The 26,560-nt window shown below is 74.0% G+C and carries 23 protein-coding genes; 5 read left to right on the top strand and 18 right to left on the bottom strand.

Annotated elements, in window-relative coordinates; translation table 11 throughout:
* Positions 1-5: 5 nt before the first annotated feature.
* The 6 genes from pyrF to carA are packed head-to-tail and all read right to left on the bottom strand — an operon-like array spanning position 6 to position 8,075.
* Positions 6-842, bottom strand: a complete 837-nt coding sequence (gene pyrF, locus I601_RS14955; protein WP_068111348.1) for an orotidine-5'-phosphate decarboxylase — start codon at positions 840-842, stop codon at positions 6-8.
* Complete coding sequence (locus I601_RS14950) at positions 839-1,672, bottom strand: nitronate monooxygenase (RefSeq protein ID WP_068111346.1); 834 nt, start codon at positions 1,670-1,672, stop codon at positions 839-841. The genes pyrF and I601_RS14950 overlap by 4 nt, the downstream gene beginning before the upstream one ends.
* Positions 1,669-2,502, bottom strand: a complete 834-nt coding sequence (locus I601_RS14945) for an iron-sulfur cluster-binding protein (protein WP_068111344.1) — start codon at positions 2,500-2,502, stop codon at positions 1,669-1,671. Before I601_RS14945 ends, I601_RS14950 begins: the two co-directional genes overlap by 4 nt.
* Positions 2,499-3,575 (bottom strand): quinone-dependent dihydroorotate dehydrogenase, encoded by a 1,077-nt coding sequence (locus tag I601_RS14940; RefSeq protein ID WP_179948540.1) that lies wholly within the window; start codon positions 3,573-3,575, stop codon positions 2,499-2,501. The genes I601_RS14945 and I601_RS14940 overlap by 4 nt, the downstream gene beginning before the upstream one ends.
* 8 nt (positions 3,576-3,583) lie before the next feature.
* Positions 3,584-6,925, bottom strand: a complete 3,342-nt coding sequence (gene carB / locus I601_RS14935; RefSeq protein WP_068111339.1) for a carbamoyl-phosphate synthase large subunit — start codon at positions 6,923-6,925, stop codon at positions 3,584-3,586.
* Position 6,926: 1 nt separating this feature from the next.
* Positions 6,927-8,075 carry a glutamine-hydrolyzing carbamoyl-phosphate synthase small subunit gene (carA, locus tag I601_RS14930; protein ID WP_068111336.1) on the bottom strand — a complete coding sequence of 383 codons (1,149 nt, stop codon included), beginning with the start codon at positions 8,073-8,075 and terminating at the stop codon, positions 6,927-6,929.
* A 190-nt stretch (positions 8,076-8,265) separates the two neighbouring features.
* On the opposite strand from carA, the gene I601_RS14925 reads away from it, so the two are divergent.
* The 3 genes from I601_RS14925 (at position 8,266) to I601_RS14915 (ending at position 9,738) form a co-directional block, all read left to right on the top strand.
* A complete protein-coding gene (locus tag I601_RS14925) occupies positions 8,266-8,967 on the top strand; it encodes a helix-turn-helix transcriptional regulator (RefSeq protein ID WP_068111333.1) in 702 nt (233 codons plus the stop codon).
* A gap of 74 nt (positions 8,968-9,041) precedes the next feature.
* Entirely contained in the window at positions 9,042-9,227 is a 186-nt protein-coding gene (locus tag I601_RS14920) for a hypothetical protein (protein ID WP_068111331.1), read from the top strand.
* Between the two features lie 127 nt (positions 9,228-9,354).
* On the top strand, positions 9,355-9,738 hold the full coding sequence (locus I601_RS14915; protein WP_068111330.1) for a VOC family protein: 384 nt from the start codon (positions 9,355-9,357) through the stop codon (positions 9,736-9,738).
* Here I601_RS14915 and I601_RS14910 read toward each other — a convergent pair.
* A complete protein-coding gene (locus I601_RS14910; protein WP_068111327.1) occupies positions 9,687-11,102 on the bottom strand; it encodes a pyridoxal phosphate-dependent decarboxylase family protein in 1,416 nt (471 codons plus the stop codon). The two genes, I601_RS14915 and I601_RS14910, sit on opposite strands and share 52 nt — an antisense overlap.
* 285 nt (positions 11,103-11,387) lie before the next feature.
* Here I601_RS14910 and I601_RS14905 point away from each other — a divergent pair, with 285 nt between their 5' ends.
* On the top strand, positions 11,388-12,230 hold the full coding sequence (locus I601_RS14905; RefSeq protein ID WP_068111324.1) for a DUF3626 domain-containing protein: 843 nt from the start codon (positions 11,388-11,390) through the stop codon (positions 12,228-12,230).
* A 149-nt stretch (positions 12,231-12,379) separates the two neighbouring features.
* Here the strand turns inward: I601_RS14905 and hrpB are convergent, their stop codons facing one another.
* The 5 genes from hrpB to I601_RS14880 form a co-directional block, all read right to left on the bottom strand.
* Positions 12,380-14,881, bottom strand: a complete 2,502-nt coding sequence (gene hrpB, locus I601_RS14900; protein WP_472459328.1) for an ATP-dependent helicase HrpB — start codon at positions 14,879-14,881, stop codon at positions 12,380-12,382.
* A complete protein-coding gene (locus tag I601_RS14895) occupies positions 14,878-16,191 on the bottom strand; it encodes a dihydroorotase (RefSeq protein WP_068111321.1) in 1,314 nt (437 codons plus the stop codon). The genes hrpB and I601_RS14895 overlap by 4 nt, the downstream gene beginning before the upstream one ends.
* Positions 16,188-17,123: an aspartate carbamoyltransferase catalytic subunit gene (locus I601_RS14890; protein WP_068111318.1), complete on the bottom strand. Its 936-nt coding sequence runs from the start codon at positions 17,121-17,123 to the stop codon at positions 16,188-16,190. Before I601_RS14890 ends, I601_RS14895 begins: the two co-directional genes overlap by 4 nt.
* Positions 17,120-17,728, bottom strand: a complete 609-nt coding sequence (gene pyrR / locus I601_RS14885; RefSeq protein WP_068111315.1) for a bifunctional pyr operon transcriptional regulator/uracil phosphoribosyltransferase PyrR — start codon at positions 17,726-17,728, stop codon at positions 17,120-17,122. The genes I601_RS14890 and pyrR overlap by 4 nt, the downstream gene beginning before the upstream one ends.
* A 63-nt stretch (positions 17,729-17,791) precedes the next feature.
* On the bottom strand, positions 17,792-19,594 hold the full coding sequence (locus tag I601_RS14880) for a sensor histidine kinase (RefSeq protein WP_068111311.1): 1,803 nt from the start codon (positions 19,592-19,594) through the stop codon (positions 17,792-17,794).
* Positions 19,595-19,663: 69 nt separating this feature from the next.
* On the opposite strand from I601_RS14880, the gene I601_RS14875 reads away from it, so the two are divergent.
* The gene (locus I601_RS14875; RefSeq protein ID WP_068111308.1) at positions 19,664-20,083 is read left to right on the top strand and encodes a TIGR03618 family F420-dependent PPOX class oxidoreductase; all 420 of its coding nucleotides are present in this window, start codon (positions 19,664-19,666) and stop codon (positions 20,081-20,083) included.
* 5 nt (positions 20,084-20,088) lie between these two features.
* On the opposite strand, the gene I601_RS14870 is transcribed toward I601_RS14875, so the two are convergent.
* The 6 genes from I601_RS14870 to nusB form a co-directional block, all read right to left on the bottom strand.
* The gene (locus I601_RS14870) at positions 20,089-21,117 is read right to left on the bottom strand and encodes an NADPH:quinone reductase (RefSeq protein ID WP_068111304.1); all 1,029 of its coding nucleotides are present in this window, start codon (positions 21,115-21,117) and stop codon (positions 20,089-20,091) included.
* Positions 21,118-21,132: 15 nt separating this feature from the next.
* Positions 21,133-22,377, bottom strand: coding sequence for a MinD/ParA family ATP-binding protein (locus I601_RS14865; protein ID WP_068111301.1), 1,245 nt, complete (start codon positions 22,375-22,377; stop codon positions 21,133-21,135).
* 67 nt (positions 22,378-22,444) lie between these two features.
* Positions 22,445-23,818 carry a dihydrolipoyl dehydrogenase family protein gene (locus tag I601_RS14860; protein WP_068111298.1) on the bottom strand — a complete coding sequence of 458 codons (1,374 nt, stop codon included), beginning with the start codon at positions 23,816-23,818 and terminating at the stop codon, positions 22,445-22,447.
* Complete coding sequence (locus I601_RS14855; RefSeq protein WP_068111296.1) at positions 23,815-24,642, bottom strand: DUF1206 domain-containing protein; 828 nt, start codon at positions 24,640-24,642, stop codon at positions 23,815-23,817. Before I601_RS14855 ends, I601_RS14860 begins: the two co-directional genes overlap by 4 nt.
* The gene (locus I601_RS14850) at positions 24,642-26,075 is read right to left on the bottom strand and encodes a dihydrolipoyl dehydrogenase family protein (protein ID WP_068111288.1); all 1,434 of its coding nucleotides are present in this window, start codon (positions 26,073-26,075) and stop codon (positions 24,642-24,644) included. Before I601_RS14850 ends, I601_RS14855 begins: the two co-directional genes overlap by 1 nt.
* A gap of 65 nt (positions 26,076-26,140) precedes the next feature.
* The gene (gene nusB, locus I601_RS14845) at positions 26,141-26,557 is read right to left on the bottom strand and encodes a transcription antitermination factor NusB (protein WP_068111285.1); all 417 of its coding nucleotides are present in this window, start codon (positions 26,555-26,557) and stop codon (positions 26,141-26,143) included.
* Positions 26,558-26,560 lie beyond the last annotated feature (3 nt).

Here is a 26,560-nt window from a genome sequence, read left to right as displayed (position 1 = left end):
GCCCCTCATGCCAGGACCGCCAGCTGGTCGTGCAGGCCGTGCACCGCCTCGGCCATCGCCACCGGGTCGGGGCCCAGGCGCAGCACGTCGCGCGAGGAGCTGGCGAGCACGTGGGCCGAGGAGGAGCCGAAGATCCGCTGCAGGTCGGCCACGGTGCCGCCCTGGGCGCCGAAGCCGGGAGCCAGCACCGGCCCGCCGAAGTCCAGGTCGAAGGCCGGGCCGGTCACCGGGGCGCTGATGGTGGCGCCCACGACGGCTCCGAAGGAGCCCAGCGGCTCGGCCCCCTCGTTGAGCGCGCTCAGGTGCGCCAGCACCCGGTCGGCCACCCGGAGCCCGTCGGCGCCGACGGCGTGCTGCACCTCGGCGCCCTCCTTGTTGGAGGTCAGCGCGAGCAGGAAGACGCCCGCGCCGTGGCGGCGGGCGGTCTCGACGAAGGGGTCCAGGGAGCCGAGACCGAGGTAGGGGCTCAGGGTCACCGCGTCGCAGGCCAGCGGCGAGGCCGGGTCGAGGTAGGCGTCGGCGTACGCCTGCGACGTGGAGCCGATGTCGCCGCGCTTGATGTCGAGCAGCACCAGCGCGCCGGCCGCCCGCGCCTCGAGCACCACCCGCTCCAGGACGGCCACCCCCCGGCTGCCGAAGCGCTCGAAGAACGCCGACTGCGGCTTCAGGACCGCACAGATCGGGGCGAGCGCCTCGACCGTCGTGAGCGCGAACCGCTCGAGGCCGGCGACGTCGTCGTCGAGACCCCACTCGCGCAGCAGCGCGGCGTGCGGGTCGACGCCCACGCACAGTCGGCCACGCTCGGCCATCGCGGCGTGCAGACGGGTTCCGAAGGGGGTCATCGGCGTTCTCCCTCGTGGCTGGCCAGGGCGGCGACCAGCCGCGCGGCGGTGGTGGGGTCGTGCAGCAGTGCGGAGCCGACCTGGACGGCCGCGGCCCCGGCGGCGAGCCGGACCCGCACGTCCTCGGCGGTGGCCACTCCCCCGCAGGCCACGACGGGCACCTGCAGGGCGGCCACGACCTCGGTGAGGCAACGCAGGGCCAGCGGGCCCACCGCGGGGCCGCTGAGGCCGGCGTCGCGCCCGTCGGGCATCGCAGCCGGCAGCGACTGGCCCACGACCACCGCCTCGGCACCCGCCTCGACAGCGCTGCGGGCGGCCTCGACGACGCGCAGGACGTCGGGTCGCAGCTTGGCGAGGACCGGCACCCCGCGGGGCAGCTCCCGGTGCACCGCGGCGACGGCGGCACCGACCTGGAACGGCTCGCGCGAGACCAGCAGGTCGTCGCCCTCGGGCGGGGCGAGGTTGAGCTCGACGGCGCTCACGCCGGGCGCGCTGCCCAGGCGCCGGGCCAGCTCCACGAGGTCGCCGAGGCTGCGTGCGGCGACCGAGACCACGACGCGGGTGCGCTGCTGGAGCAGCCACGGAAGCTCGGTGGCCAGGAAGCCGTCGATGCCGGGGTTCGGCAGCCCGGTGGCGTGCACGAAGCCGGCGGGCGTCTCCACGAACCGGGGCAGGGGGCCGCCGCTGCGCGGCTCGAGGGTGATGCTGCGGGTGGTGAAGGCGCCCAGCTCCGCGAGTGCGCCGTACGCCGCGAGCTCGCGGCCGGTGCCCCCGCACCCGGCGGCGACGACCACCGGCGAGGCCAGGCGCAGCCCGGCGAGCTCGGTCATGTGCCCACCAGGTCGGCCCAGCGGACCCGGTCGCCGCGCAGCACCGGGCCGTCGGCGCAGGCGCGGGCGGTGCGGGCCACCCCGTCCTCCCCCACGACCGGCACCGGGCAGCCCAGGCACAACCCGGTCGCGCAGGTCAGCGGCTGCTCCAGGGCGGTCTGGCTCCAGGCGCCGTGGGCCTCGGCGGCGCGGGCGACGGCGTGCAGCATCGGGGTCGACCCGGCCGCGTAGACGACGTCGGCGTCGGCCCGGCGCAGCACCTCGTCGATGACGTCGGCGATCTCGCCGCGGGTCCCGACGGAGCCGTCGCGGGTCACGACCGTGACGGCGCGGGCGGTGCGGCGGGCCTCGAGGGCGTTGAGCAGCCGCGCGTCGTCGGCGGCGCCGAGCACCAGGGTGACCGGGCACTCGCGCTCGCGCAGCCGCTCGGCGAGCGCGAACAGCGGGGCGGCGGCGTACCCCTCGCCGACCAGGACGGTCGGCACCGGCTCCTTGGGCAGCGCGAAGGGACGGCCCAGCGGGCCGGTGACCTCGACGCGGTCGCCCCGCTCGAGGGCGGCCAGCCAGCGGGTGCCGGGCCCGACCGGCTCCACCACGACCTGCACCGTGGCGGCGTAGCCGCCGAGCGGGCGGACCTGGTGGATCCAGAGCGCCCGCCGGCCCAGCCGGGTGCGGCCCCCGATGTCGCCGGGGGCACCGATCGAGGCCGCCAGGAAGGTGCCCGGACGGAACCGCTCCCCCACGCCGGGCGCGACCAGGGTCAGGTGCTGGTAGGCGCCGATGCGCTTGCTCGCCAGCACCTCCCCGGTGACGTGGACGGGCACGCTCACGCTTGCGCACCCCGCACCAGGCGCCGCGGCCAGGCGGGGCCCTCGTAGATGAACGCCGAGTAGACCTGCAGCAGGTCGGCCCCGGCAGCGAGCCGGTCGCGGGCGTCGTCGACGCTGCTGATGCCACCCACACCGATCAGGGTCAGCTCGGGGCCGACCCGCTCGCGCAGGCGGCGCAGGACCTCGGTGGAGCGCGCGGTCAACGGACGTCCCGAGAGCCCGCCGGCACCCAGCGCCTCGACCTCGGCCGCCGGGGTGCGCAGCCCGGCACGCGAGATGGTGGTGTTCGTGGCGATCAGCCCGTCGAGCACCCCGTCGCGGTGCCCGGCGACGGCCAGGTCGGCGATGGCGTCGACGTCGCTGTCGGCGAGGTCGGGGGCGATCTTGACCAGCAGCGGCACCCGGCGCCCGCCGGTCGCCGCGTCGGCGGTGCGCCGCACGTGGGCCAGCAGCGGCTCGAGCCGCTCGACGGCCTGCAGGGAGCGCAGCCCCGGGGTGTTGGGCGAGGACACGTTGACCACGAGGTAGTCGGCGTAGGGCGAGAGCAGGCGCGCGCTGCGCTCGTAGTCGGCCTCGACCGCGGCCTGGTCGTCCTCGGGCACGATCTTCGACTTGCCGATGTTGACCCCGAGGACCGGGCCGGGCCGCAGCTGCTCCTGCTGCCCGCGGCGACGGGCGCGAGCAGCGAGCCGCGCGGCCACCACCTCGGCACCGTCGTTGTTGAAGCCCATCCGGTTCAGCACCGCCCGGTCCTCGGGCAGGCGGAAGAGCCGTGGTGTCGGGTTGCCCGGCTGCGCCAGCCCGGTCACCGTGCCGATCTCGACGTGCCCGAACCCCAGCGTCCCCAGCGCGTCGATGCCCACGGCGTTCTTGTCGAAGCCGGCCGCCACGCCCAGCACGTTGGGGAAGGTGGTGCCCAGCGCCCGGACCGGTCGACCCGGCGTCGCCAGGTGCCGGAGCACCTTCGACCCGGCCCGCACGGCCCGGAAGCCGAGGTGGTGGGCGCGCTCGGCGTCCATCCGGGTCGCGACCCGGTCGAAGAGCAGCCGGTAGGGCCTCACTCCTGGGCTCATGTCCGGGCTCATTCCTGGATCTGCCGCTGGATCTGCCGTTGGGCGGCCCAGTCCTGGAGCGAGCGGACCTCGATGTCGCCGCGGCGCATCGCCTCGATGCCCTGCACCGCCGCGCCCAGGCCCTGCACCGTGGTCAGGCACGGCACGTTGGCCATCACCGCCGCGGTCCGGATCTCGTAGCCGTCGAGGCGGGCGTGCCCGCCACCACCGGCGCCGTACGGCGTGTTGACGATCAGCTGGATCTCGCCGTCGTGGATGAGCTGGACCGCGGTCCGCTCCCCCTCCGACCCCTCGCCCTCGTAGTGCTTGCGCACCACCGCGGCGGCCACGCCGTTGCGGCGCAGCACCTCGGCGGTCCCCTGGGTGGCCAGGATCTCGAAGCCCATGTCGGCGAGCACCTTGACCGGGAAGATCATCGAGCGCTTGTCGCGGTTGGCCATCGACACGAACACCTTGCCGGACGTGGGCAGCGGCCCGAACGCGGCGGCCTGGCCCTTGGCGAAGGCGGTGCCGAAGTCGCGGTCGAAGCCCATCACCTCGCCGGTGGACTTCATCTCGGGGCCCAGGACGGTGTCGACCTGCGCGCCGTCGGGGGTCCGGAACCGGTTGAACGGCATGACCGCCTCCTTGACCGCGATCGGCTGGTCGGCCGGCAGCGAGCCGCCGTCACCGGTGGCGGGCAGCAGGCCGGCGGTGCGCAGGTCGGCGATCGACTCGCCCAGCATCACCCGGGCCGCGGCCTTGGCGAGCGGGGTGGCGGTGGCCTTGGAGACGAACGGCACCGTGCGGCTGGCCCGCGGGTTGGCCTCGAGGACGTAGAGGATGTCCGAGCCGAGCGCGAACTGGATGTTGATCAGCCCGAGCACGCCGACACCCCGGGCGATCGCCTCGGTGGCCTCGCGGATGCGGCCGATCTCGAGCTCCCCGAGGGTGATCGGCGGCAGCGCGCAGGAGGAGTCGCCGGAGTGGATGCCGGCCTCCTCGATGTGCTCCATCACGCCGCCGAGGAAGAGCTCCTCGCCGTCGAAGATGGCGTCGACGTCGATCTCGACGGCGTCGTCGAGGAACCGGTCGACCAGCACCGGCGCCTCGTGGCTGATGAGTCCCGCGGCGACGTACTTCTCGAGGTAGGCCTCGAGGGCCTCGTCGTCGTACACGATCTCCATGCCGCGCCCACCGAGCACGTAGGAGGGCCGCACGAGGACCGGGTAGCCGATCTCGGCGGCGATGCGCTGGGCCTCGACGTACGACGTCGCGGTGCCGTGCTTGGGCGCGACCAGGCCGGCCTGGGCCAGGACCCGCCCGAAGGCGCCGCGCTCCTCGGCCAGGTCGATGGCGTCGGGGCTGGTGCCCACGATCGGCACGCCGTTGCGGGCCAGGCCCTGGGCCAGCCCGAGCGGGGTCTGCCCGCCGAGCTGGCAGATGACCCCGATCACCGGGCCGGCGGCCATCTCGGCGTGCACGACCTCGAGCACGTCCTCGAGGGTCAGCGGCTCGAAGTAGAGCCGGTCGGAGGTGTCGTAGTCGGTGGAGACGGTCTCGGGGTTGCAGTTGACCATCACGGTCTCGTAGCCGACCTCGCTGAGCGCCAGGGAGGCGTGCACGCAGGAGTAGTCGAACTCGATGCCCTGTCCGATCCGGTTCGGCCCGGAGCCGAGGATGATCACCGCGCCCTTCTCGCGCGGCAGCACCTCGCTCTCCTCGTCGTAGGTCGAGTAGTGGTAGGGCGTGGCCGCCGCGAACTCGGCGGCGCAGGTGTCGACGGTCTTGAACACCGGGCGGATGCCCAGGGCGTGGCGCACGCCGCGGACCACGTCGGCGCTCATCCCCCGGATCTTGCCGATCTGGTGGTCGGAGAACCCGTGCCGCTTGGCCCTGCGCAGCAGCGTCGGGGTGAGTTCGGGTGCCGCGGTGACCTCGACGGCGATCTCGTTGATCAGGGCGAGCTGGTCGACGAACCACGGGTCGATCCCGGTGGCGTCGAAGACCTCCTCGGGGCTCGCGCCGGCCCGGATCGCGTCCATCACCTTGCGCAGGCGGCCGTCGTGCGGGGTGCTGATCGCCTCGAGCAGCGCCGCCTTGTCGAGGGTGACCTCGTCCTTCTCCCAGTCGAAGACGGCGTCCTTGGACTCCAGGCTGCGCAGCGCCTTCTGCAGCGCCTCGGTGAAGTTGCGCCCGATCGACATCGCCTCGCCCACCGACTTCATGTGGGTGGTCAGCGTCGGGTCGGCGCCGGGGAACTTCTCGAAGGCGAAGCGCGGCACCTTGACCACGACGTAGTCGAGCGTGGGCTCGAAGGCAGCGGGGGTGCTCGAGCCGTCGGCCCGGACGGTGATGTCGTTGGGGATCTCGTCGAGGGTGTAGCCGATGGCCACCTTGGCGGCGATCTTGGCGATCGGGTAGCCGGTCGCCTTCGAGGCCAGCGCGCTGGAGCGGCTGACCCGCGGGTTCATCTCGATGACGACCAGGCGCCCGTCGCGGGGGTTCACGGCGTACTGGATGTTGCAGCCGCCGGTGTCGACCCCGACCTCGCGGATGATCCCGATCGCCATGTCACGCATGTGCTGGTACTCGCGGTCGGTCAGCGTCATCGCCGGCGCGACCGTGATGGAGTCGCCGGTGTGCACGCCCATCGGGTCGAGGTTCTCGATGGAGCAGACGATCACCACGTTGTCGGCGGTGTCGCGCATCACCTCGAGCTCGTACTCCTTCCAGCCCAGGATCGACTCCTCGAGGAGCACCTCCGTGGTGGGGCTGGCCGACAGGCCGGCGCCGGCGATGCGGCGCAGGTCGTTCTCGTCGTAGGCCATGCCCGACCCCGTGCCGCCCATCGTGAACGAGGGCCGCACCACCATCGGGTAGCCGAGCTCGTCGACGGCGGCCAGGCAGTCGTCCATGGAGTGGCAGATCACCGAGCGGGCGGACTCGCCGCCGAGGCTCTCGACGATCTTCTTGAAGACCTGCCGGTTCTCGCCGCGGTCGATGGCCTCGATGGAGGCACCGATCAGCTCGACGTCGTACTTCTCCAGCACGCCGGCCGCGTCCAGCGCCATGGCGGCGTTGAGCGCGGTCTGGCCGCCGAGGGTGGCCAGCAGCGCGTCGGGGCGCTCCTTGGCGATCACCTTCTCGACGAACTCCGGGGTGATCGGCTCGACGTAGGTGGCGTCGGCGAACTCCGGGTCGGTCATGATCGTGGCCGGGTTGGAGTTGACCAGGATGACCCGCAGACCCTCGTCCTTGAGCACCCGGCACGCCTGGGTGCCTGAGTAGTCGAACTCGCAGGCCTGGCCGATGACGATCGGGCCGGACCCGATGACCATCACGCTCTTGATGTCCTCGCGCTTGGGCATGTCAGGCACCGACCTTCGGGGTGGAGGCGGACATCAGGTCCACGAAACGGTCGAAGAGGTACGCCGCGTCGTGCGGGCCGGCGGCGGCCTCGGGGTGGTACTGCACCGAGAAGGCCTTCAGGGCGCCGGCGGCGTCGCGCAGCTCGAGGCCCTCGACGACGTCGTCGTTGAGGCACACGTGGCTGACCGAGGCCTCGCCGTACGCCGTGGTGGTGGCGCCCTCGAGCGGTGCGTCGACCGCGAAGCCGTGGTTGTGGGCGGTGACCTCGACCTTGCCGGTGGTGCGGTCCAGCACCGGCTGGTTGATGCCGCGGTGGCCGTAGGTGAGCTTGTAGGTGCCGAAGCCCAGGGCGCGGCCGAAGAGCTGGTTGCCGAAGCAGATCCCGAAGTAGGGCAGCCCGCGCTCCAGCGCTGCCTGGAGCAGCTCGACCTGGTCGGTGGTGGCCGCCGGGTCGCCGGGGCCGTTGGAGTAGAAGAGCCCGTCGGGTGCCACGGCCAGGACGTCGTCGAGGGTCGAGGTCGCGGGGAGCACGTGCACCTCGATGCCGCGCTCGGCCATCCGCTGGGGCGTCATCGACTTGATGCCGAGGTCGAGCGCGGCGACGGTGAAGCGCTTCGTGCCGTGCGCGGGCACGACGTAGGCCTCGGTGGTGGAGACCTCGCTGGCCAGCTCGGTGCCGGCCATCTCGCCCGAGGCGCGCACCCGCTCGAGCAGGGCCGTCGCATCGGTCGTGGTGGAGGAGATGCCGACCCGCATCGCGCCGCGCTCGCGCAGGTGCCGGGTCAGGGCCCGGGTGTCGACCCCGCTGATGCCCACGATCCCCTGGTCGCGCAGCTCGTCGTCGAGCGAGCGCACCGAGCGCCAGCTGCTGGGGATGCGCGCGGGGTCGCGCACGACGTACCCGGCCACCCAGATGCGGCGGGACTCGTGGTCCTCGTCGTTCACCCCGGTGTTGCCGATGTGCGGAGCCGTCATCACCACCACCTGGCGGTGGTAGGACGGGTCGGTGAGCGTCTCCTGGTAGCCGGTCATGCCGGTGTTGAAGACGGCTTCGCCGAATGTCTCCCCGGGGGCGCCGTACGCCTCGCCGTGGAAGGTGCGGCCGTCCTCGAGCACGAGGATCGCCGGGGCAGGGGCATGCAGAGGCACGCCGTACCTCCTTCTCCGCCTCACAGGACGGATCGTTAAAGGATGTGAGCAGCGGGGCCGACTCTAGCAGCGCTCCACCCCCGGCACGGCCAGGGACCAGCCGGCGCGAGACGAGCCGCGTGCCGAGTAATGGAGATGCGCCCGACTGCGGGCGGGCGTAGCGTCGAAGCCTTCCCCCGAGGAGCCACCGATGGTCGATCTGGTCCTACGACCCGCCGAACAGGCCGCGTTGGCGCTCCTGGTCGCGACGGAGCCGGTTCCTGGCGACCCGATGCCCCCGGCCGCGGCGTTCGACGCACTGTTGACCCTGGTGCCCGCCGACGGGCTGGGGGCCGCGCTGGTCGAGCACACCGGGCGGGTCGTGGCCGAACGGGTGTTCCTGCCCGACTGGGCGCCGCGGGACGACCCCGAGGCGGCGGAGGACGGACCGCTCTACGTCGGCTTCGTCCACTGGCCGGAGCAACCCCTGGCAGCGGCCGCCTGCGAGGCGCTCGCGGGTGTGGACGGGGTCGCGCTCGGCTTCCGGGTCGGCGGCGACCGCGTCGCACAGATCTACCTGGACCGGCGCTACCGCCGGTTCTCGGAGCGCGACCTCACGATGCTCAGGCTCGTCGCGCCGCTGCTCCAGCGGCTGCTGCGTGAACGACCGACCCCCCGGCTGCCGGCCACGGTGACGGTCCAGGAACGACGGGTCCTCAACCACGTGGCCGCAGGCGCGTCGAACGCCGAGATCGCCGCGGCCCTCTTCGTCGCACCGAGCACGGTGCGCAAGCACCTCGAGCACGTCTACGCCAAGCTCGGTGTGCACGGACGGCTGGAGGCGCTCGCCGTGCTCCGCGGCTGCGACGAGCCCGACCTCGACCTGCAGGAACGGGTCGCAAGATACGCCTGATGACGAATACCCCCACCGGCATGGGCGGAGCACCCTCGAGGGAGGAGCACATCCCCTGCCGAGAGAAGCCAGCCATGTCCCACCGCCGCACCATCCTCGCTGCATCCGGCGCCCTGCTCTGCCTCGCCCTGGCGGGCAGTGCGGGCGCCTCCGTCCCGGAGCCCCACCCGGGGTACGGACCCGCAGACCAGGAGCGCCCCTGCTTCATGGTCCGCGCCCACTGGAACGTCGGCCTGGACGGGCCCCAGCCCACCTGCTGATGCCGAGCACCGCCACGCGCGACGACGCACTCCCCGCAGCTGCGGGGAGTGCGTCGTCGTGGGCCCACCCGTTGACCGCGTCCCCCGGGCGGAGGATCGTCGAGGGTCCACCTACGAGGGAGGCAGCATGAGCGGCAAGGTGATGCACTTCGAGATCCCGTTCGACGACGGCGACCGGGCGGGGGGCTTCTACCGGGACGTCTTCGGCTGGCAGCTGGTGCCGGTGCCGGAGATGGACTACACGATGGTGATGACGGGGCCGACGGACCCCGAGCAGGGCCCCAGCGAGCCGGGCTTCATCAACGGCGGCATGTTCAGGCGCAGCGACGAGTTCCCGGGCAAGGGCCCCGGCATCGTCATCGACGTACCGAGCGTCGACGAGGCGCTGCGCAGCGTCGCGGCGGCGGGCGGGACGCCGGTGACCGAGAGGATGGCCGTCGGCGACATGGGCTTCACCGGCTACTTCACCGACACCGAGGGCAACCTGATCGGGCTCTGGGAGAACGCCTGAGCCACGACCCCCAGGGCGGCCAGCGTGCGCTCGACGTCGGCGTCGGTGGTCGACCAGTTGCTCACCGAGATGCGCAGCACCGCCCGTCCGCGCCACAGCGAGCCGCTGGTCCAGGCGGTGCCGTCCTCCAGCATCCGGCGTACGACGTCACGGGTGCGGTCGTCGTCCCCGAAGGCCGCGCAGACCTGGGTGAAGACCACGTCGTTGAGCACCTCGGCTCCCTCGATGGCGGCGATGCCGTCGGCGAAGGCCGTGGCATGGCCCGCCAGGCGTTCGACCAGCTCCGCGACCCCGCTGCGCCCGAGCGAGCGCAGCACCGCCCACACCGTGAACGCGCGGGCGCGGCGGGACAGCTCGGGGACCTTCTCGAACGGGTCCCCCGCGGCGTCGTGGATGAGGTAGTCGCCGTGCATCGACATCGCCGCCCGCAGCGCACGCGGGTCGCGGACGATCGCCAGCCCGCAGTCGTAGGGCACGTTGAGCGTCTTGTGGGCGTCGGTGGCCCAGGAGTCGGCGGACTCGTAGCCGTCGACGAGGTGCCGGTAGGCCGGGGCGGCCCCGGCGAAGAGCCCGAACGCACCGTCGACGTGCACCCACGCCCCGTGCTCGTGCGCCGCCGCGATCGCCTCCCCGAACGGGTCGAAGGCGCCGGAGTGGATGTTGCCCGCCTGCAGGGCCACGACCACCGGCCGCTCGTCGCCGCCCGCGAGGCTCTCGCGGAGCGCGACCGGGTCGATCCGGCCCTGCTCGTCGACCGGGACGACCTCCGGCGTGCCGAGGCCGAGGTAGCGCAGCACCAGGTCCACGGAGGCGTGCCGCTCGGCCCCGACCAGCACCCGGACCCCCGGCGAGCCGACCAGGCCGTGGCTCCCGACGTCCCAACCGGCACGGGCGAGCACCGCGTCACGGGCGGCTGCCAGGCAGGTGAAGTTGGCCATGGTGCCACCGGTCACGAAGCCCACGGCGCTGTCCGGCGGCAGACCCAGCAGGTCGAGCACCCACGCCTCGGCGATGTCGTCGACCGCGGTCGCGGCCGGCGTGACCGTGCGCAGCCCGGCGTTCTGGTCCCATGCCGAGGTCAACCAGTCCGCCGCCATCCCCGCCGGGTGCGTGCCCCCGATCACGAACCCGAAGAACCGACCTGACGGCATCGCCGTCAGCCCCGGGTCCACCGCCTCGGCGAGCAGGTCGACGACCGCCGCCGGGTCGCTCGGACCGTCGGGGAGCCCGGCCCCCAGTGCCGCCACCACGTCGGCGACCGAGGCCGCCGCAGGGACGGCGCGCTCCGGCAGGCCGGAGAGCCAGCCCAGCGCGTGCTCGTGCGCGCGGGCGAGGGCCCCGACGGCGTCCGGTGTGTGCCCCACATCACCAGACTAGGACCTCCCGCCGCCCGTCGCACCCACGCTTCCCCCCACCGCCGAGCGGTCACTTCTGCACCACCCACCAGTCAGTTCTGCACCCCCCAGAGGTCACCGACGTACGCCGCCGCGGTGCGCGATCACAGCCGTCGCGTCAGGAAGAGGGTGGTGCGGTGCTGTGGGTGCACCTCGGTGCGACCCGTCCCGGGGGACCCGGCTCGGTCAGCACCCGACGCGCCGCGGTGATCCGGTCCCGGACCGCCTCTCACCCGTGGCAGGCATCATCAGCGCATGATGAGCGAGCAGGGCAGGTGGGCCGACCGCGCGATCGAGCACGTCGCCCGCGCGGCGACCGGCGGCGTGCTTGACCGTTCCCTGCGGGTGACGCTGAACTTCCACCCCGACCGCCCGGTCGCCGGCGCGACGGTGGTCGAGCGGCTCGCCCGCGACGGCGTCTACCGGTCGCAGTTCGAGACGGGCACCAGCAACGGCGGCCTCACCGCCCGCCCCGGTGGTGACCGGTGGCGGTGGGAGCAGCGCATCTTCGGGCACGCCTACGACGACGCCCCGGTCACGCAGCGGCCGAAGTACGGCGCGCTCAACCACCGCCGACGGCGCATCGGCGCCGCACCGCGGTTCGGGTCGGCGCACCTGCGTCTGACCGGGGCCGTCCTCGACCGCACCACGTTCTGCTTCCCCGACTCGGTCTTCGAGCCGACGGCGATGGCCACCACCGCCCGCTTCGGCCTCCTCCACCTCGCCGACGCGACCGACGCCGACCTCCTGGACGACTACATCGAGGCCCACGTCCACGGCACCGTCCACGTCGCGAGCGACGTCGAGGCCCTCGTGCTGGACCCCTGCTTCCGCGGCACCACGACCGAGGAGCACGCCCGGGCGCTCGGCGTACCGCTGGAGTGGCACGAGGGCCGGCTGCTCCGGGTGGAGACCCTCGAGGCGCACCCGGAGTTCCGCGGCCCGCGCGTGGTCGAGGTCGGCCGCCGCATCGCGCGCGACGGGCTGCTGGACGCGGCCACGGTCGGACGGGCGGTCATCGCCGGGATCGAGGATCCCCAGGACCTCAAGAAGCTCTGGCACCACGTCGCGAGGTTCGGCACCCCCACCGACGAGTGACCCGCACTGCCGAGCAGTCACTTCTGCACCACCCACCAGTCAGTTGTGCACCTCCCAGCGGTCACCGCCGTACGCCGCTGCGGGCCACGATCGACTGCTCGGGGGTGCAGAAGTGACCGCTGGGTGGTGCAGAAGTGACCGCTCGTCCCTCACCCGCCGCGGGGCTTCGTCCGCGCGGTGGCCGTGGCGCTCCACGGATCCTCGGGCCAGGGGTGGCGGGGGTAGCGCCCGCGCATCTCGCCGCGCACGCCCGGGTAGGCGGACTCCCAGAAGGACGCCAGGTCTGCGGTGACGGCGAGCGGGCGGCGGGCGGGCGAGAGTAGGTGCAGCAGCAGCGGCACCCGGCCGTCGGCCAGGCGCGGGGTGGCGGCCCACCCGAAGACCTCCTGCAGCTTCACCGCCAGCACCGGCTGCTCGGGGTCGGTGTAGTCGACCCGGTGCGTGGACCCGCTGGGGACCGGCATCCGTTCGGGGGCGAGGTCGTCGAGGCGACCGGCCTCGGGCCAGGGCAGCAGCCCGCGCAGCCCGGCGAGCACGTCGAGGCGGGCGAGGTCGCGCCCCGACCGCACCCGGGACAGGTCGAGCCACTGGTCCAACCCGGAGAGCAGGGCGTCGTCGCCGACGTCGGGCCACGGCTCCCCCACCGCGGCGTGCAGGAACGCGAGCCGGGCCCGCAGGTCGCGCGCCGGCTCCTTCCAGGGCAGGGCGGCGAGCCCCTCGCGCCGCAGCCCGTCGCGCACGGCGGCACCCACCGCCTCGACCGGCGGCCTGGAGAGCGGCGCGGCAGCCAGCTCGATCGCCCCCAAACGGGTCACCCGGCGCGCGACCACCCGGCCGTCGCGCCACCTCACCTCGTCGTCCTCGACCCACCGCGCAGCAGCGGCCTCGAGGGCGAGGTCGGCGTCGAGGGGCGCGGCCGAGCGCACCCGCGCCTCCCGTTCCCCCGCCCGGCGATCGACGTCGGCCACCGCCAGCCACTCCAGACCGGCCAGCGCCGACTCCCCGCGGGGCAGCACGGCGCCCGTCCCGCCCACCATCAGGTACGACGGCCCGCCCGGGCGGCGGCGCGCCACCCGGTCCGGGTGCGCCAGGGCCACCACCAGCCCGACCGCCAGGTCGTCGGTCAGGCCGTCGGTCGAGGACGCTCCCCGCCCGACGACCGCCACCAGCCGATCGACGGCGGCGCGCCACGACCCGGAGCCCGCTCCGCCGCGGCGCAGCTGCCGCAGCCCGGCGACCAGGTCGCCACCGGGAGGGCGGACGTCCTCGGAGAGCATCGCCACCACCTCGGCCGCGCGACGGGGCCCCACCAGGCCCGCGCCGTCCAGCAGCGCCCGCGCCAGTCGCGGGTCGACGGGCACGCCGGCGATCTCGCGACCGCGGTCGGTGACCGCACCCTCGACGTCCACCGCGCCCAGGTCGGCGAGGGTGGCGCGGGCAGTGGCCAGCGCCGGCGCCGGAGGCGGGTCGAGCAGGGCGAGTCCGGAGCCGTCGGGCGTGCCCCACACCGCCAGCTCAAGCGCCAGCCCGGTGAGGTCGGCGACGGCGATCTCGGGTTCGGGGTGCGCCTGGAGGTGGGCGTGCTCGGCCTCGGACCAGCAGGGGTGCACCCGGCCCGGCCCCTCGCGCCCGGCCCGGCCGGCCCGCTGCTCGGCGCCCGCGCGCGAGACCCGGACCGTCACCAGCCCGGCGAGCCCGCGGCGGTGGTCGGTGCGCGGCTCGCGGGAGAGCCCCGCGTCCACGACCGAGCGCACCCCCGGGACGGTCAGGGACGACTCGGCCACCGCGGTCGAGACGACGACACGGCGCCGCGGACCGGCGCTCAGCGCGAGGTCCTGCTGCTCACCGCTCAACCGCCCGTGCAACGGGCGTACGTCGGCCTCGACGCCCGAGAGCCGCCGCACCACCCCGTCCACCTCGGCCACGCCCGGGACGAATACCAGCACGTCGCCGGCGCCGTCGGCCAGGGCGGTGCGCGTGGTCGCCGCGACGTGGTCCAGGAACGCCGGCGTGACGCCCCGGTCGTCGAGGCGCAGCACCCCGGGCGGCAGCGGCGACCAGCGCCGCTCGACCGGGTGCAGGGCCCCCGGCACGTCGACCACCGGGACCGGCGGGTCGCCCAGCAGCGCGGCGGTGCGCGAGGCCTCCACCGTGGCCGACATCGCCACCAGCAGCAGGTCCTCCCGCAGCACCGACCGCACGTCGACCAGCAGCGCCAGCGTCAGGTCGGCGTCGAGCTGGCGCTCGTGCACCTCGTCGAGGACGACCGCGCCCACCCCGGGGAGCTCGGGGTCGCGCTGGAGCCGCCGCAGCAGCAGCCCGGTGGTCACGACCTCGATCCGCGTCGCCGCCGAGGTCCGGCGCTCGCCACGCACGGCGTACCCCACGCTCTGCCCGACGGGCTCGCCGAGCAGATAGGCCAACCGACGTGCGGCGGCCCGGGCCGCGATCCGTCGCGGCTGGGTGACGATCACCCGGCCCTCGCACGCCATCGCCACCGCCGGCGGGACCATCGTCGTCTTGCCGGTGCCCGGGGGCGCCTGCACCACGGCGCTGCCGCGCTCGGCCAGGGCCGCTCGCAGGGCGTCCAGCCCGCCGACGACCGGCAGGTCCGGCGGGTCGGCGAGCAGCCGGGCGAGCGCCTGGCTCAGACCAGCACCCCGTCCAGGACCGTGGGCCGGCCCCGCAGGAAGGTCGCCTGCACCGCGGCGCCGAAGGTGCGGCCGTGCCACGGGTTGTTCCGCGACAGCGACACCGAGGCGGCGCGGTCCACGGTGTGCGAGGCGCTCGGGTCGACCAGGGTGAGGTTGGCCGGCGCCCCGACCTCGAGCCCGCGTCCCTGCCCCTCGAGCCCGGCGATGGCGGCCGGGGTCGTCGACATCACCCGGGCCAGGTCGCTCCAGCCCATCAGGCCGGGCTCGACCATCACCGAGGCGACCACCGACAGGGCGGTCTCCAGCCCGAGCATCCCGAACGCCGCGTCGACGAACGCGTGCTCCTTGTCGTGGCGCGCGTGCGGGGCATGGTCGGTGGCGACGGCGTCGATGGTGCCGTCGGCCAGCGCCGCACGCAGCGCCTCGACGTCCTCGGCGGGCCGCAGCGGCGGGTTGACCTTGTACGTCGGGTCGTAGCCGGTGAGCAGGTCGGTGGTCAGCAGCAGGTGGTGCGGGGTCACCTCGGCGGTGACCGCGATCCCCTGCGACTTCGCCCAGCGCAGCACCTCGACGGTGCCGGCGGTCGAGGCGTGGGCGACGTGCACCCGCGAGCCGGTGTGCCGCGCGAGCATCACGTCGCGGGCGACGATGACCTCCTCCGCGACACCGGGCCAGCCCGGCAGGCCGAGCCGACCGGAGAGCTCGCCCTCGTGGCAGCACGACTGGGGTCCGGCGAGGTCGGGGTCCTGGGAGTGCTGGCTGACCACCCCGCCGAAGGCCTTGACGTACTCGAGTGCGCGGCGCATGACGCGCGGGTTCGCCACGCAGCGTCCGTCGTCGGAGAAGACCCGCACCCTGGCCCGTGAGCGCGCCATCAGGCCCAGCTCGGCGAGCTCCTCGCCGGCCAGCGCCTTGGTGACCGCCCCCACCGGCTGCACGTCGACCAGGCCGGCGGCGCGGCCGAGGTCGTGGACCCGCTCGGCGGCCTCGGCGGTGTCGGTGACCGGCGAGGTGTTGGCCATCGCCAGGACGGCGGTGAAGCCCCCGACCGCAGCGGCCCGCGACCCGGTCAGCACGGTCTCGGCGTCCTCGCGGCCCGGCTCGCGCAGGTGGGTGTGCAGGTCGACCAGGCCGGGCAGCGCCACCAGGCCGTCGGCGTCGACGACGCGCGCGCCCGGCGCCGACAGCGAGCCGGGCTCGCTGCTGATCTCGCTGATCACGCCGTCGGTGAGCAGCAGGTCGGCGCTGCGCTCGCCGAGGAGGGAGGCGCCGCGCACGAGGACCTGTCCCGGGTGGTTCTCGGTCATGACGAGGCTCCTTCTCCGGCGAGCAGGTGGTAGAGGATCGACATCCGCACGGCGAGACCGGCCGACACCTGGTCGAGCACCAGCGACTGGGCGGCGTCGGCGGCGTCGGCGGCGATCTCGAGGCCGCGGTTCATCGGGCCGGGGTGGCAGATCGGCACGTCCGGGCCGAGCACCGCGAGGCGGTCCCGGGTCAGTCCGTAGCCGACCGTGTACTCCCGCGCGCTCGGGAAGAACCCGCCGCTCATCCGCTCGCGCTGCACCCGCAGCATCATCACGGCGTCGGCCTGGGGCAGCACCTCGTCGAGGTCGTACGACGTCGCGAAGCCGGCCTCGCGCGACCAGGCGTCGACGCCGCTGGGCATCAGCGTGGGCGGGGCCACGACCGTGACCTCGGCACCCAGGCGGGTCAGGCACTTGACGTTGCTGCGGAAGACCCGGCTGTGGGTCAGGTCGCCGACCAGCAGCACCCGCTTGCCCTCCAGCGTGCCGAGGCGACGCTGCAGGGTGTAGGCGTCGAGCAGCGCCTGGGAGGGGTGCTCGTGGGTGCCGTCGCCGGCGTTGATGACGCTGGCGTCGACCCACTGCGAGACCTGGAGCGCGGAACCGCTGGCCGAGTGCCGCATGACCACCGCGTCGACGCCCATCGCGGTGATGGTCAGCACGGTGTCGCGCAGGCTCTCGCCCTTGGACGCCGAGCTGCCCTTGCCGGTGATGTTGATGGTGTCGGCCGAGAGCCACTTGCCGGCGATCTCGAAGCTCGACCGGGTGCGGGTGGAGTCCTCGAAGAACAGGTTGATGATGGTGCGCCCCCGCAGCGCCGGCAGCTTCTTGACCTCGCGGCGCTGCACGTCGTGCATCTCGGCGGCGGTGGCGAAGAGGGTGTCCATGTCGTCGAGGCTGAGGTCGTCGATGGAGAGCAGGTGCTTCTTCACGACCCCTCCGTCCCGCCCGTGGTGTCGGTGCCCGTGGTGTCGCTGCCCGGCGTGCCGGCGATGCGGACCTCGTCGTGGTCGTCGTACTCCTCGAGCCGCACCATCACCCGCTCGGTGCGCGCGCTGGGCAGGTTCTTGCCCACGTGGTCGGCGCGGATCGGGAGCTCGCGGTGGCCCCGGTCGACCAGCACCGCCAGGCGCACGGCGGCGGGCCGGCCGAGGTCGCTCATGGCGTCGAGGGCCGAGCGCACGGTGCGACCGGAGTAGAGGACGTCGTCGACGAGCACCACGGTGCGTCCGTCGATGCCGCCGGGTGGCACCTCGGTGCGCTGCGGACCGCGCGCCGGGTGCTGGCGCAGGTCGTCGCGGTAGAGGGTGACGTCCAGGGCGCCGACCGGCACGGTGATCCCCTCGGTGACGGCGATCCGGTCGGCGATGCGGTGGGCCAGGCCCACGCCGCGCGTCGGGATGCCGAGCAGCACCAGGTCCTCGGGACCCTTGTTGCGCTCGAGGATCTCGTGGGAGATGCGGGTCAGGGCCCGGGCGATGTCACGGGCATCGAGGACCACGCGGCCCTCGTCGGTGGTCTCGGAAGGCGCACTCACGTGGCCGGACCTCCTTCTCCGCCTCACAGGACGGCTCGTTAAAGGATGTCGATCGGGGGAACCCTAGCAGTGCGCCGCCGGCAGCCGCAGCGTGAAGACGGTGCCCCGGCCGAGCTCGGACCGCACGGCCACGGAGCCACCGTGCCGCTCGGCGATGCGGGCGACCGTGACCAGGCCCAGCCCCGTGCCGGGCTGGCGCAGCGCCACGGGGTTGCTGCTGCGGAAGAAGGCCCGGAACAGCGTGGCCTGGTCGTCCTCGGAGATGCCGATCCCGTCGTCCGCGACCTCGAGCAGCACGTCGTCGCCGGCCCGACGTGCGCACACGGTGACGGTGCCGCCCGGCTCGGAGTACTTGATGGCGTTGCTGACCAGGTTGCCCACCGCCCGGTCGACCTCGGCCGGGTCGCCGCTCACGAGCAGGGTGGGGTCCTGCACCTCCACCACGAGGTCGAGGCCGGCCGCCTGGGCGGTGGGCCGCACGAGCGCCTCGATGCCCGCGACCACCCGGTCGACGACCACGGGCAGGCGCACCAGGGGGTGGTGGGGGTCGCTGACCCGGGCCAGCAGCAGCATGTCGTCGACGATCTGCTGCATCCGGGCGGTGCCGCGCGCCATCGCGTCGTGGTGCCGGGCTGCCGCGGGGGCGGGTCCCAGGTCCTCGAGCATCTCCAGGTTGCCGGCCACCACGGTGAGCGGCGTGCGCAGCTCGTGGGTCAGGGTGGCCACCAGCCGGGCCCGGTCCTCGGCGAGCTCGTGCAGCTCGAGCACCAGCCGGCGCTCGCGCTCCAGTGCGCGCACCGTGGTCAGGACGGAGCCCAGGTCGTGGCCCAGCTCCAGCGCAGCGGTCGACTCCGCGACCGACCAGGGCGGGTCCTGCGCCCGACGGCTGAGCACCAGGAACCCCAGACACGTCGGTCCGGCGCCCAGCGGCACCCCGATGACACGGGCCGGGCCCAGCCACGCCAGACCCCGGCGCGCGGCGTCCTCGAGCTCCGCGGACAGCTCGCTGGGCAGGTCGGTAGGCAGGTCGATCCCCAGGTCGCCGTCCCCTCTCGGGTCCAGCACGAGCACCTCCTGGCGCTCCCACAGCACCGGAGCGAGGCGACCCGCCGCCCCGGTCACCGACGCGGGCAGCGGCACCTCCTGCCCGTCGCGGCGGCGCGCGATCCCCGCCCCCGACCAGCCCTCGCCGCTGCCGCTGCGCACCTGGATCCAGGACGCGCTGGCCGCGAAGCCCTCGACCAGGGGTTGGTGCGTGCTCTCCACGATCTCGTCGAGCGAGCCGTGCGTGCCCCGCGCCGCGCTGCGCACCAGCCGGCGGGCGTGCTCGGCGTGCCCGACCCGACCCAGCAGCGCCTCGCGCTCGAGGGTCGTCAGCACCGCGCGCTCGGCCTGGGCGGTGTAGCGCTCCAGGAGCCGTACCTGCGTCGGGTCGGGCCGGCGCCCCGAGAGCGGCTGGTCCACCGACAGCACCCCCACCGGTGTGCCGTCGTCGTCGCGCAGCACGCCGATGAGGCCGTCGTACGGATGCCAGGCGTCCGGGCCGTCGGCCTGCTCGACCAGGCTGACCACCCAGTGCCCCGACAGGTCGCCGCCATGGCGCTCACCGTCGATGAAGTGCAGCCGACCCCACGGCTCGGCCACCGCCAGGATCTCGTCGAGGACGGAGACCGGGTCGCTCGCCCAGGCGTCCTCGTCGAGCTCCTTCGGACCGGTGTAGGCCGTGGTCACCAGCTCGTCGCCGATCACGACCGAGAGCGCCGCGACCCGGAAGCCGATCAGCTCGGCCACCGACTCGACCATCAGCTGCAGCACGTCTCGCGCGGAGGAGTCCGACCACCCGGTGCGGTCCCGTTCGTGCAGCACGACTCCCCCTCCACCGACCCTCACCGGAGAGGGAGCCTAGCCGGGCGGCGACGGCTTAGGATCGGTTTCATGGCCACTCCCCCGCTGCCCGAGGACGTCACCGCGCTGCTGCGGCACCCGCACCCCTGCGTGATCGCGACGCTGCGCCGCGACGGCACCCCGGTCACCGTGCCCACCTGGTACCTCCTGGAGACCGAGGGACCCCGGGCCGGGACCGTGCTGGTGAACATGGACGACTCCCGGGTCCGGCTGGGCCACCTGCGCCGCGACCCTCGGATCAGCGTGACCGTGCTCGACAGCGAGAGCTGGTACACCCACGTGTCGCTGCTCGGTGAGGTCGTGGAGATGCAGCCCGACGAGGGTCTCGTCGACATCGACCGGCTCTCGCGGCACTACGCCGACCGCCCCTACCCGGACCGCGAGTCGCCGCGCACCAGCGCCGGGGTGCGCATCGACCGCTGGCACGGCTGGGGTGCCGCGAAGGACTGAGTGCGTCAGGCCCCGGTGTCGTCCGTGGCGATGTCGATCAGCACCTTGCCGACGGTGCCGGCCTCGACGGCGTCGTGGGCGGCGGCGGTCTGCTCGAGCGAGAAGTGGTGCAGCGGCACGCCGACCTCGGCGCCGACGCGCAGGGCACCCGCGGCGACCGCGGCCGAGACGTCCTCGGTGGCGGCGGCCAGCAGGTCCTCGCCCAGCGTGTAGAGCAGCAGTCCCTGCAGGCGCAGGTTCTTCGCGAAGCCGGCGCGCACCGGCAGCGCGGCCTCGGCCCCGCCGTTGTCGGCGTAGTAGGCCAGGGTGCCGCGGTTGCGCAGCACCTCGACGTCCAGCGCGAGGTTCTCGGCCAGCGCGACCTCGACCACCAGGTCCACGCCGCCCGGCGCGATCCGCCCGATCTCGGCGGCCGCGTCCTCGGTGCGGTAGTTCACGACGTGGTGGGCGCCGGCCGCGCGGGCCAGCGCGGCCTTCTCGTCGCTGCTGATCGTGGTGACCACGGTGGCGCCGGCCCACACCGCGAGCTGGATCGCGGCGTTGCCGACCGCGCCGGCCCCGCCGGCCACCAGGACCGTGCGGCCCTCCATGGCGCCGGGCGCGAGCCGGGTGACGTCCTCGCCGGCGGTCAGCGCCCGGTGCGCCGTCACGGCGGGCACGCCGAGCGCGGCACCGAGGTCGTACGACGCCACGTCCGGCAGCGCGGCCACCCGTGTGGTGGGCAGGACGGTGTGCTCCGCGGCGGTGCCGCCCGGACGGGACCACTGGGCCACCAGGGTCCAGACCCGGTCGCCCACGGCGAACCCCTCGACGCCCTGCCCCACGGCGTCGACGACACCCGCGCCGTCCTGCCCGGGGACGACCTCGTCCCAGGGCCCGTTCTTGGCGTTGGCGCGGAACTTCCAGTCCGTCGGGTTCACCCCGGCGCGGACCAGGCGGACCCGGACCTCACCGGGCCCCGGCTCGGGCACGGGACGTTCGACGAGGGAGAGGACGGAGGACGGACCGGTCTGGGTGTAGACGACTGAACGCATGCCGCCAGTCTCCCATCAGAGCGCTTCGGCCATCCCGGCGCACGCCGCCAGCCACGAGCGGCGGGTGGCGGCGGAGAGCTCGGCGTACGGCACGACGGAGCCGGCGACGAGGGCGGCGTCGTAGGGCACGCGGTAGACCGCGCGGGTGCGCTGCTCGTAGACGGCGACGAGGTCGGCGGCCAGCTTGTCGTCGACCTTCGGCGAGGGGTCGGAGAGCACGGTGATGCACTTGTGCTTGATGTCGGTGTGGCCGGCGTCCTGGAGGGCGTCGAGCATCCACAGCCCGGAGTAGCCGGTGTCCTCGCGCACGGTGCTGGTGACCACGAGCAGGTCGGCCTCGGCGGCGCTGGCCAGCCAGTTCTCGGCACGCATGTTGTTGCCGGTGTCGACGAGGATGATGCGGTAGAAGCGCTCGAGCAGGGCGTGCACCGCGGCGAAGTCGTCGGCGTGGATCATCCCGGTGACGTCGGGGCGCTCGTCGGAGGCCAGCACGTCGAAGTGGGCGTCGCCCTGCGAGCGCACGAACGCGCCGAGGTCACCGATGCGCGACTGGTAGACGTCGGTGAACCGCTCGAGGTCCTCGAGCAGCTCCCTCGTGGTGTTGCGGTGGGTGCTGCGCGTGCCGCGGATGCCCAGCGTGCCGCGCGTCTCGTTGTTGTCCCAGGCCACCACCCCGCCGCCCCGCACGGTGCCGAACGTGTAGCCGGCGGCCAGCACACCGGTGGTCTTGGCGGCCCCGCCCTTGGGGTTGATGAACGCGATCGTGCGCGGACCGTCGAAGTCACGCTGGATCACGGATCGCTGCTGCTCGTGGTCCTGCTCGGCCGGTCCCATGGCCAGCCTGAACAGGCCACCGCTCCAGCGGTTCAGCAGGCCGCGCCAGCCCCAGGTGGCCGGGCCGCTGTCGGTCTCCTCGGCCCGCCGGTCGAGGAAGTCGGTCGCGGTCATGAACCGCCGCGGCTCGTCGGTGAGCACCGCCGCAGGAGCAGCAGCAGGGACCGCGGCCGGCGGGGCAGCAGGCGGGGCGGCCGGCGGGGCGGCAGGCGGGGCGGCAGGAGTCGCTGCCGATGGTGCCGCCGGAGGCGGCGGGGGCGGCGCCGTCGCCGTCTCCACGACCGGGACCTCGCGGGTCTGGTCGGGCGTCCAGCTCGGTGGCGGACCCAGCGGATCGGTCAGCGGGTCCCCCGCCGCTGCGGCGTAGCGGTCGAGCTCGTCGCGCGTGTAGAGCCGGTCGCTGGTGTCCGAGTGACCCTGGGTCATGCTTCCTCCGCGGGGGTAAGGGGTGCTCGGCTCCTCCTTCCCCGATCGCGGCGAGGTCACACTCGCGTCACAGACCCGTCTGCTTGAGCGCCACCTCGATGACGCCGTGGAAGGTCGGGAAGGCGAAGTGCATGCCGCGCAGCGTGGCCACCGGCACCTGTGCGTGCACCGCGGTGCTGAGCAGCCCGAGCACCTCACCGCCGTACGGCGCCACCGTCGTCGCCCCGACGAGGACGCCCCGCTCGCGGTCGGCCACGACCTTGACGAGCCCCTGCGCCTCGTGGATCCAGCCGCGGGGCGAGCGCGCGACGTCGGCGGTCCCGACGACGACGTCGATCCCCTGCTCGCGGGCCTCGGACTCGGTCAGGCCCACCGCCCCCACCTCGGGGTCGGTGAAGGTCACCCGGCTGACGGCGCGGTAGTCGGCCCACGGGCCGTCCTCGTCGCCGAGGACGTCACGCTCGACGAGCGCGGCCTGGTAGAGCGACACGTGGGTCCAGGCGCCGTGCCCGGTGATGTCACCGACGGCCCACAGCCTCGCTCCCGCCCGGGAGCGTTCGTCGACCTCGACGTGGTCGGCCGAGGGGTCCAGCCCGACGGTCTCGAGACCGATGTCGCCGAGGTTCTCCGAGCGGCCGCTGGCGACCAGCAGCCGCTGGGTGTCGACCCGGTCGCCGCCGACGGTGAGGTGGAACCCGGAGGCGTCGTGCTCGACCCGGGTGACCTCGGCGTCGAGGCGCACGTCGAGACCCTCCGCGCGCAGGACGTCGGCGAGCAGGTCGCCGGCCTCGGGCTCCTCGGCCCCCAGGAGCCGGGGCCCCGCCTCGAGGAGGGTGACCCGGGTGCCGAACCGCGCCAGCGCCTGGGCCAGCTCCACCCCGATCGGCCCGCCGCCGAGGACGGCCAACGACTCGGGCGCCTCCTCGATCGTGAACACGTCGCGGTTGGTCCAGTACGGCGTCCCCTCCAGACCGTCGACGGGCGGCACCGCCGGCGCGGTGCCGGTGTTCAGCACGATCCCGCGGGTGGCCACCAGGCGGGTCACGCCACCCGGGGTGTCGACGTCCACGACCCCGGTGCCGGCCAGGCGGCCGTGCCCGCGCACGACGCGGACCCCGTCCTCCTCCAGCGGCCCGACGTGGCCGTCGTCGTGCCAGTCGTGGGTGGCCTGGCGGATCCTCGCCGCGGCGGGGGCCAACGAGGCGCGCACCTCGACGCTGCCGCCGAGGTGGTCGGCGCGGCGGGCCTCGGCCAGGGCGTCGGCGCTGCGGATCAGGAGCTTGGACGGCGTGCATCCGTAGAAGGGGCACTCGCCCCCGACGAGGCGCGACTCGACCGCGACGACCCGCAGCCCGGACCGGGCCAGCCTGCGCGCGACGTGCTCGCCGCCCGTGCCCACCCCCAGGACGACGACGTCGACGACCCGGTGCGTGGTGCTCACCGGGACAGGTGCCGTGCGCGTGCGAAGCAGAACAGTCCGTAGGCCAGGATGCCCACGGCCAGCACGGCCAGCAGGAAGGGACCGAACGGCTGCTCCAGGACCTTCTGCAGCGCCACGTCGAGGCCACCGGACTTCTTCGCCGAGTGCGTGACCGAGGCGTAGAGGAACAGCCCGCCGACGATCCCGACGGCGATCCCCTTGGCGGTGTAGCCGGCCTTGCCGAACGCGACGTACGCCGTCCCGGAGCTGCCGCGCTCGCCCTCGCTGGTGATGTGGTCGCGGAACTTCTCGCTCCACGCGAAGTAGATCTGGAAGATGCCGTAGCCGATGATGGCCAGGCCGACGAGGAAGACGAGCACCTGGCCGCCCGGAAGGTCCATGAGCGTCCGGGTGGTGGAATCGGTGCCGCCCCCGCCCTTGCCGCCGCCTCCGCTGCTGCTGGAGCCGGTCGCCACCCGGATGGCACTGATCGCGATGGCCAGGTAGATCACGGCCTTGCCGCCGGACGTGAGCCGCTTGCCGGTCTTCTTCCCGCTGTCCTCCTCGGTGTGGCCGAAGGCGGCCTCGAGCCCCTTCCACACGACCAGCAGGAGCATCCCGACCGCCACCAGCCAGACCAGCACCTTGCCGAACGGTTGCTGGGCCAGCTGGGACATGGCGCCGCTGCTGGTGGTGCTGCCCTCGCGGTCGCCGAAGGCCAGCTGCAGGGCCAGCCAGGCGATGAGCACGTTGACGACCCCGTAGGCGACCATGCCCGCTCGCGCGGCGTGGTCGACCCACGCGTGGTCCTCGGCCTTCTTGCCCAGGTCGGATGCGTTGCCCATCACTGTCCCTCTTCCAGGTGGTCGAGCGCGGTCTCGATGGTGCGGTGGAACGTGGGATAGGCGTAGATCATCGTGCGCAGCGTGGCCACCGGGACCTCGGCGTGCACGGCGACGGCCAGGAAGCCCAGCACCTCGCCGCCGGAGGGTCCCATGGCGGTCGCGCCCACGAGCACACCCCGGTCGACGTCCTCGACCACCTTGACCAGGCCCGAGCCGCCCGGTCCGTGCAGCCAGCCGCGCGACGAGGTCTCCATGGGCGCGCTGCCGACGCGCACCTGCAGCCCCGCGTCGCGGGCCTGCTGCTCGGTCAGGCCGACCCCACCGACCTCCGGGTCGGTGAAGGTGACGTGCGGGACGGCGTGGTAGCGCGCCGGGGCGCCGTCCTGGCCCGTGAGGTCGCGCAGCGCGATCGCGGCCTGGTACATCGCGACGTGCGTGAAGGCGCCCTTGCCGGTGACGTCGCCGATCACCCAGAGCCGGTCGCCGGCGCGCATCCGCTCGTCGACCTCGACGGTGCGCGCCGACGGGTCGAGCCCGACGGTCTCGAGCCCGATGTCGTCGAGGTTGGGGGTGCGTCCGGCCGCCACGAGCAGCCGGTCGGCCTGCAGCGAGTCGCCGGATCCCAGGGACACCTCGAAGCCCGCGTCGGAGTGGGAGACCGAGGTGATCTCGACGCCGGTCATCACCCGCATCCCCTCGTCCACGAAGACCTTCTCGAGGATCGCGGCGGCCTCGGGCTCGCTCGGTCCGAGGATGCGGGGCGCGACCTCGAGGAGGGTCACCCGCACCCCGAAGCGGGAGAAGACCTGGGCCATCTCGGCCCCGATCGGCCCGCCGCCGATGACGATCATCGACCCGGGCAGGCTCGTGGCCTGCACGGCTTCGCGGTTGGTCCAGTAGGGCGTGCTCGCGAGGCCGTCGATCGGCAGCACGGCGGGGCGGGTGCCGGGGTTGAGGACGACGCCGCGGGAGGCCTCGTAGTGGCGCCACGTCCCGTCCGGCAGCTCGACGCTCACACGACCGGTGTCCGTCAGGCGCCCGATCCCGTGGTGGAAGGTCACACCCGCGTCCACGAGCCTCTGGACGGCGATCGCGTCGTCCCAGCCGCTGGTGGCCTCCTCGGAGATCCGCTGCGCCACCGGCGCCCACGACGGCGCCACCTGCGCCTCGCCCGCCAGCGCGCCCACCCGACCAGCCTCGGCCAGCGTGTGGGCGGCGCGCAGCATCATCTTCGACGGGACGCAGCCGTAGTAGGGGCACTCGCCGCCGACCAGGTGCTTGTCGACGGCCACGACCCGCAGGCCCGCCTCCGCGGCCCCGGTGACCAGGGACTCCGCGCCGGGCCCGAGCCCGATGACGACGAGGTCGACGTCCGTGCTCTGCTGGTGCGTGCTGTGCTGATCCGTGGGCTGCTGATCCGTGGGCTGGTCCATGGGGCCAGCATGCCGTCTGCGCTGCGGGCCGAGGTCACCCGGTCAGGTCACGCGTCGGTGCTCCGTCAGGCGTCGCCGAGGATGCTGGCCTTGTTGCGCTGGATGGTGCCGAGCACCCCGTTGACGAACTGCGGCGACTCGTCGGTCGAGAGCTCGCGCACGAGCGCCATCGCCTCGGAGACCGCGACGGCGTCGGGCACGTCGTCGGCGTGCAGCAGCTCGAAGACCCCCAGCCGCAGGACGTTGCGGTCCACCGCGGGCATCCGCTCCAGCGTCCAGTCCTGCGAGTACGACGTCAGGAGCTCGTCGATCTGCTGCTGGTGCTCGGCCACGCCGCGCACCAGGGTGACGGCGTACTCGGGCGTGGGGCGCTCCGCGTCCGCGAGCACCCGCTGGAGCGCCTCGAGGGGCCGCTCGTCGCGCAGCTCGGAGGAGAACAGCACGTCGAGGGCGCGCTTGCGGGCCTTGGTCCGGGCCGACATCAG

The organism is Nocardioides dokdonensis FR1436, assembly GCF_001653335.1.
In the GTDB taxonomy this organism is placed as follows: Bacteria; Actinomycetota; Actinomycetes; order Propionibacteriales; family Nocardioidaceae; genus Nocardioides; species Nocardioides dokdonensis.
This window is presented reverse-complemented; position numbering and strand designations above follow the sequence as displayed.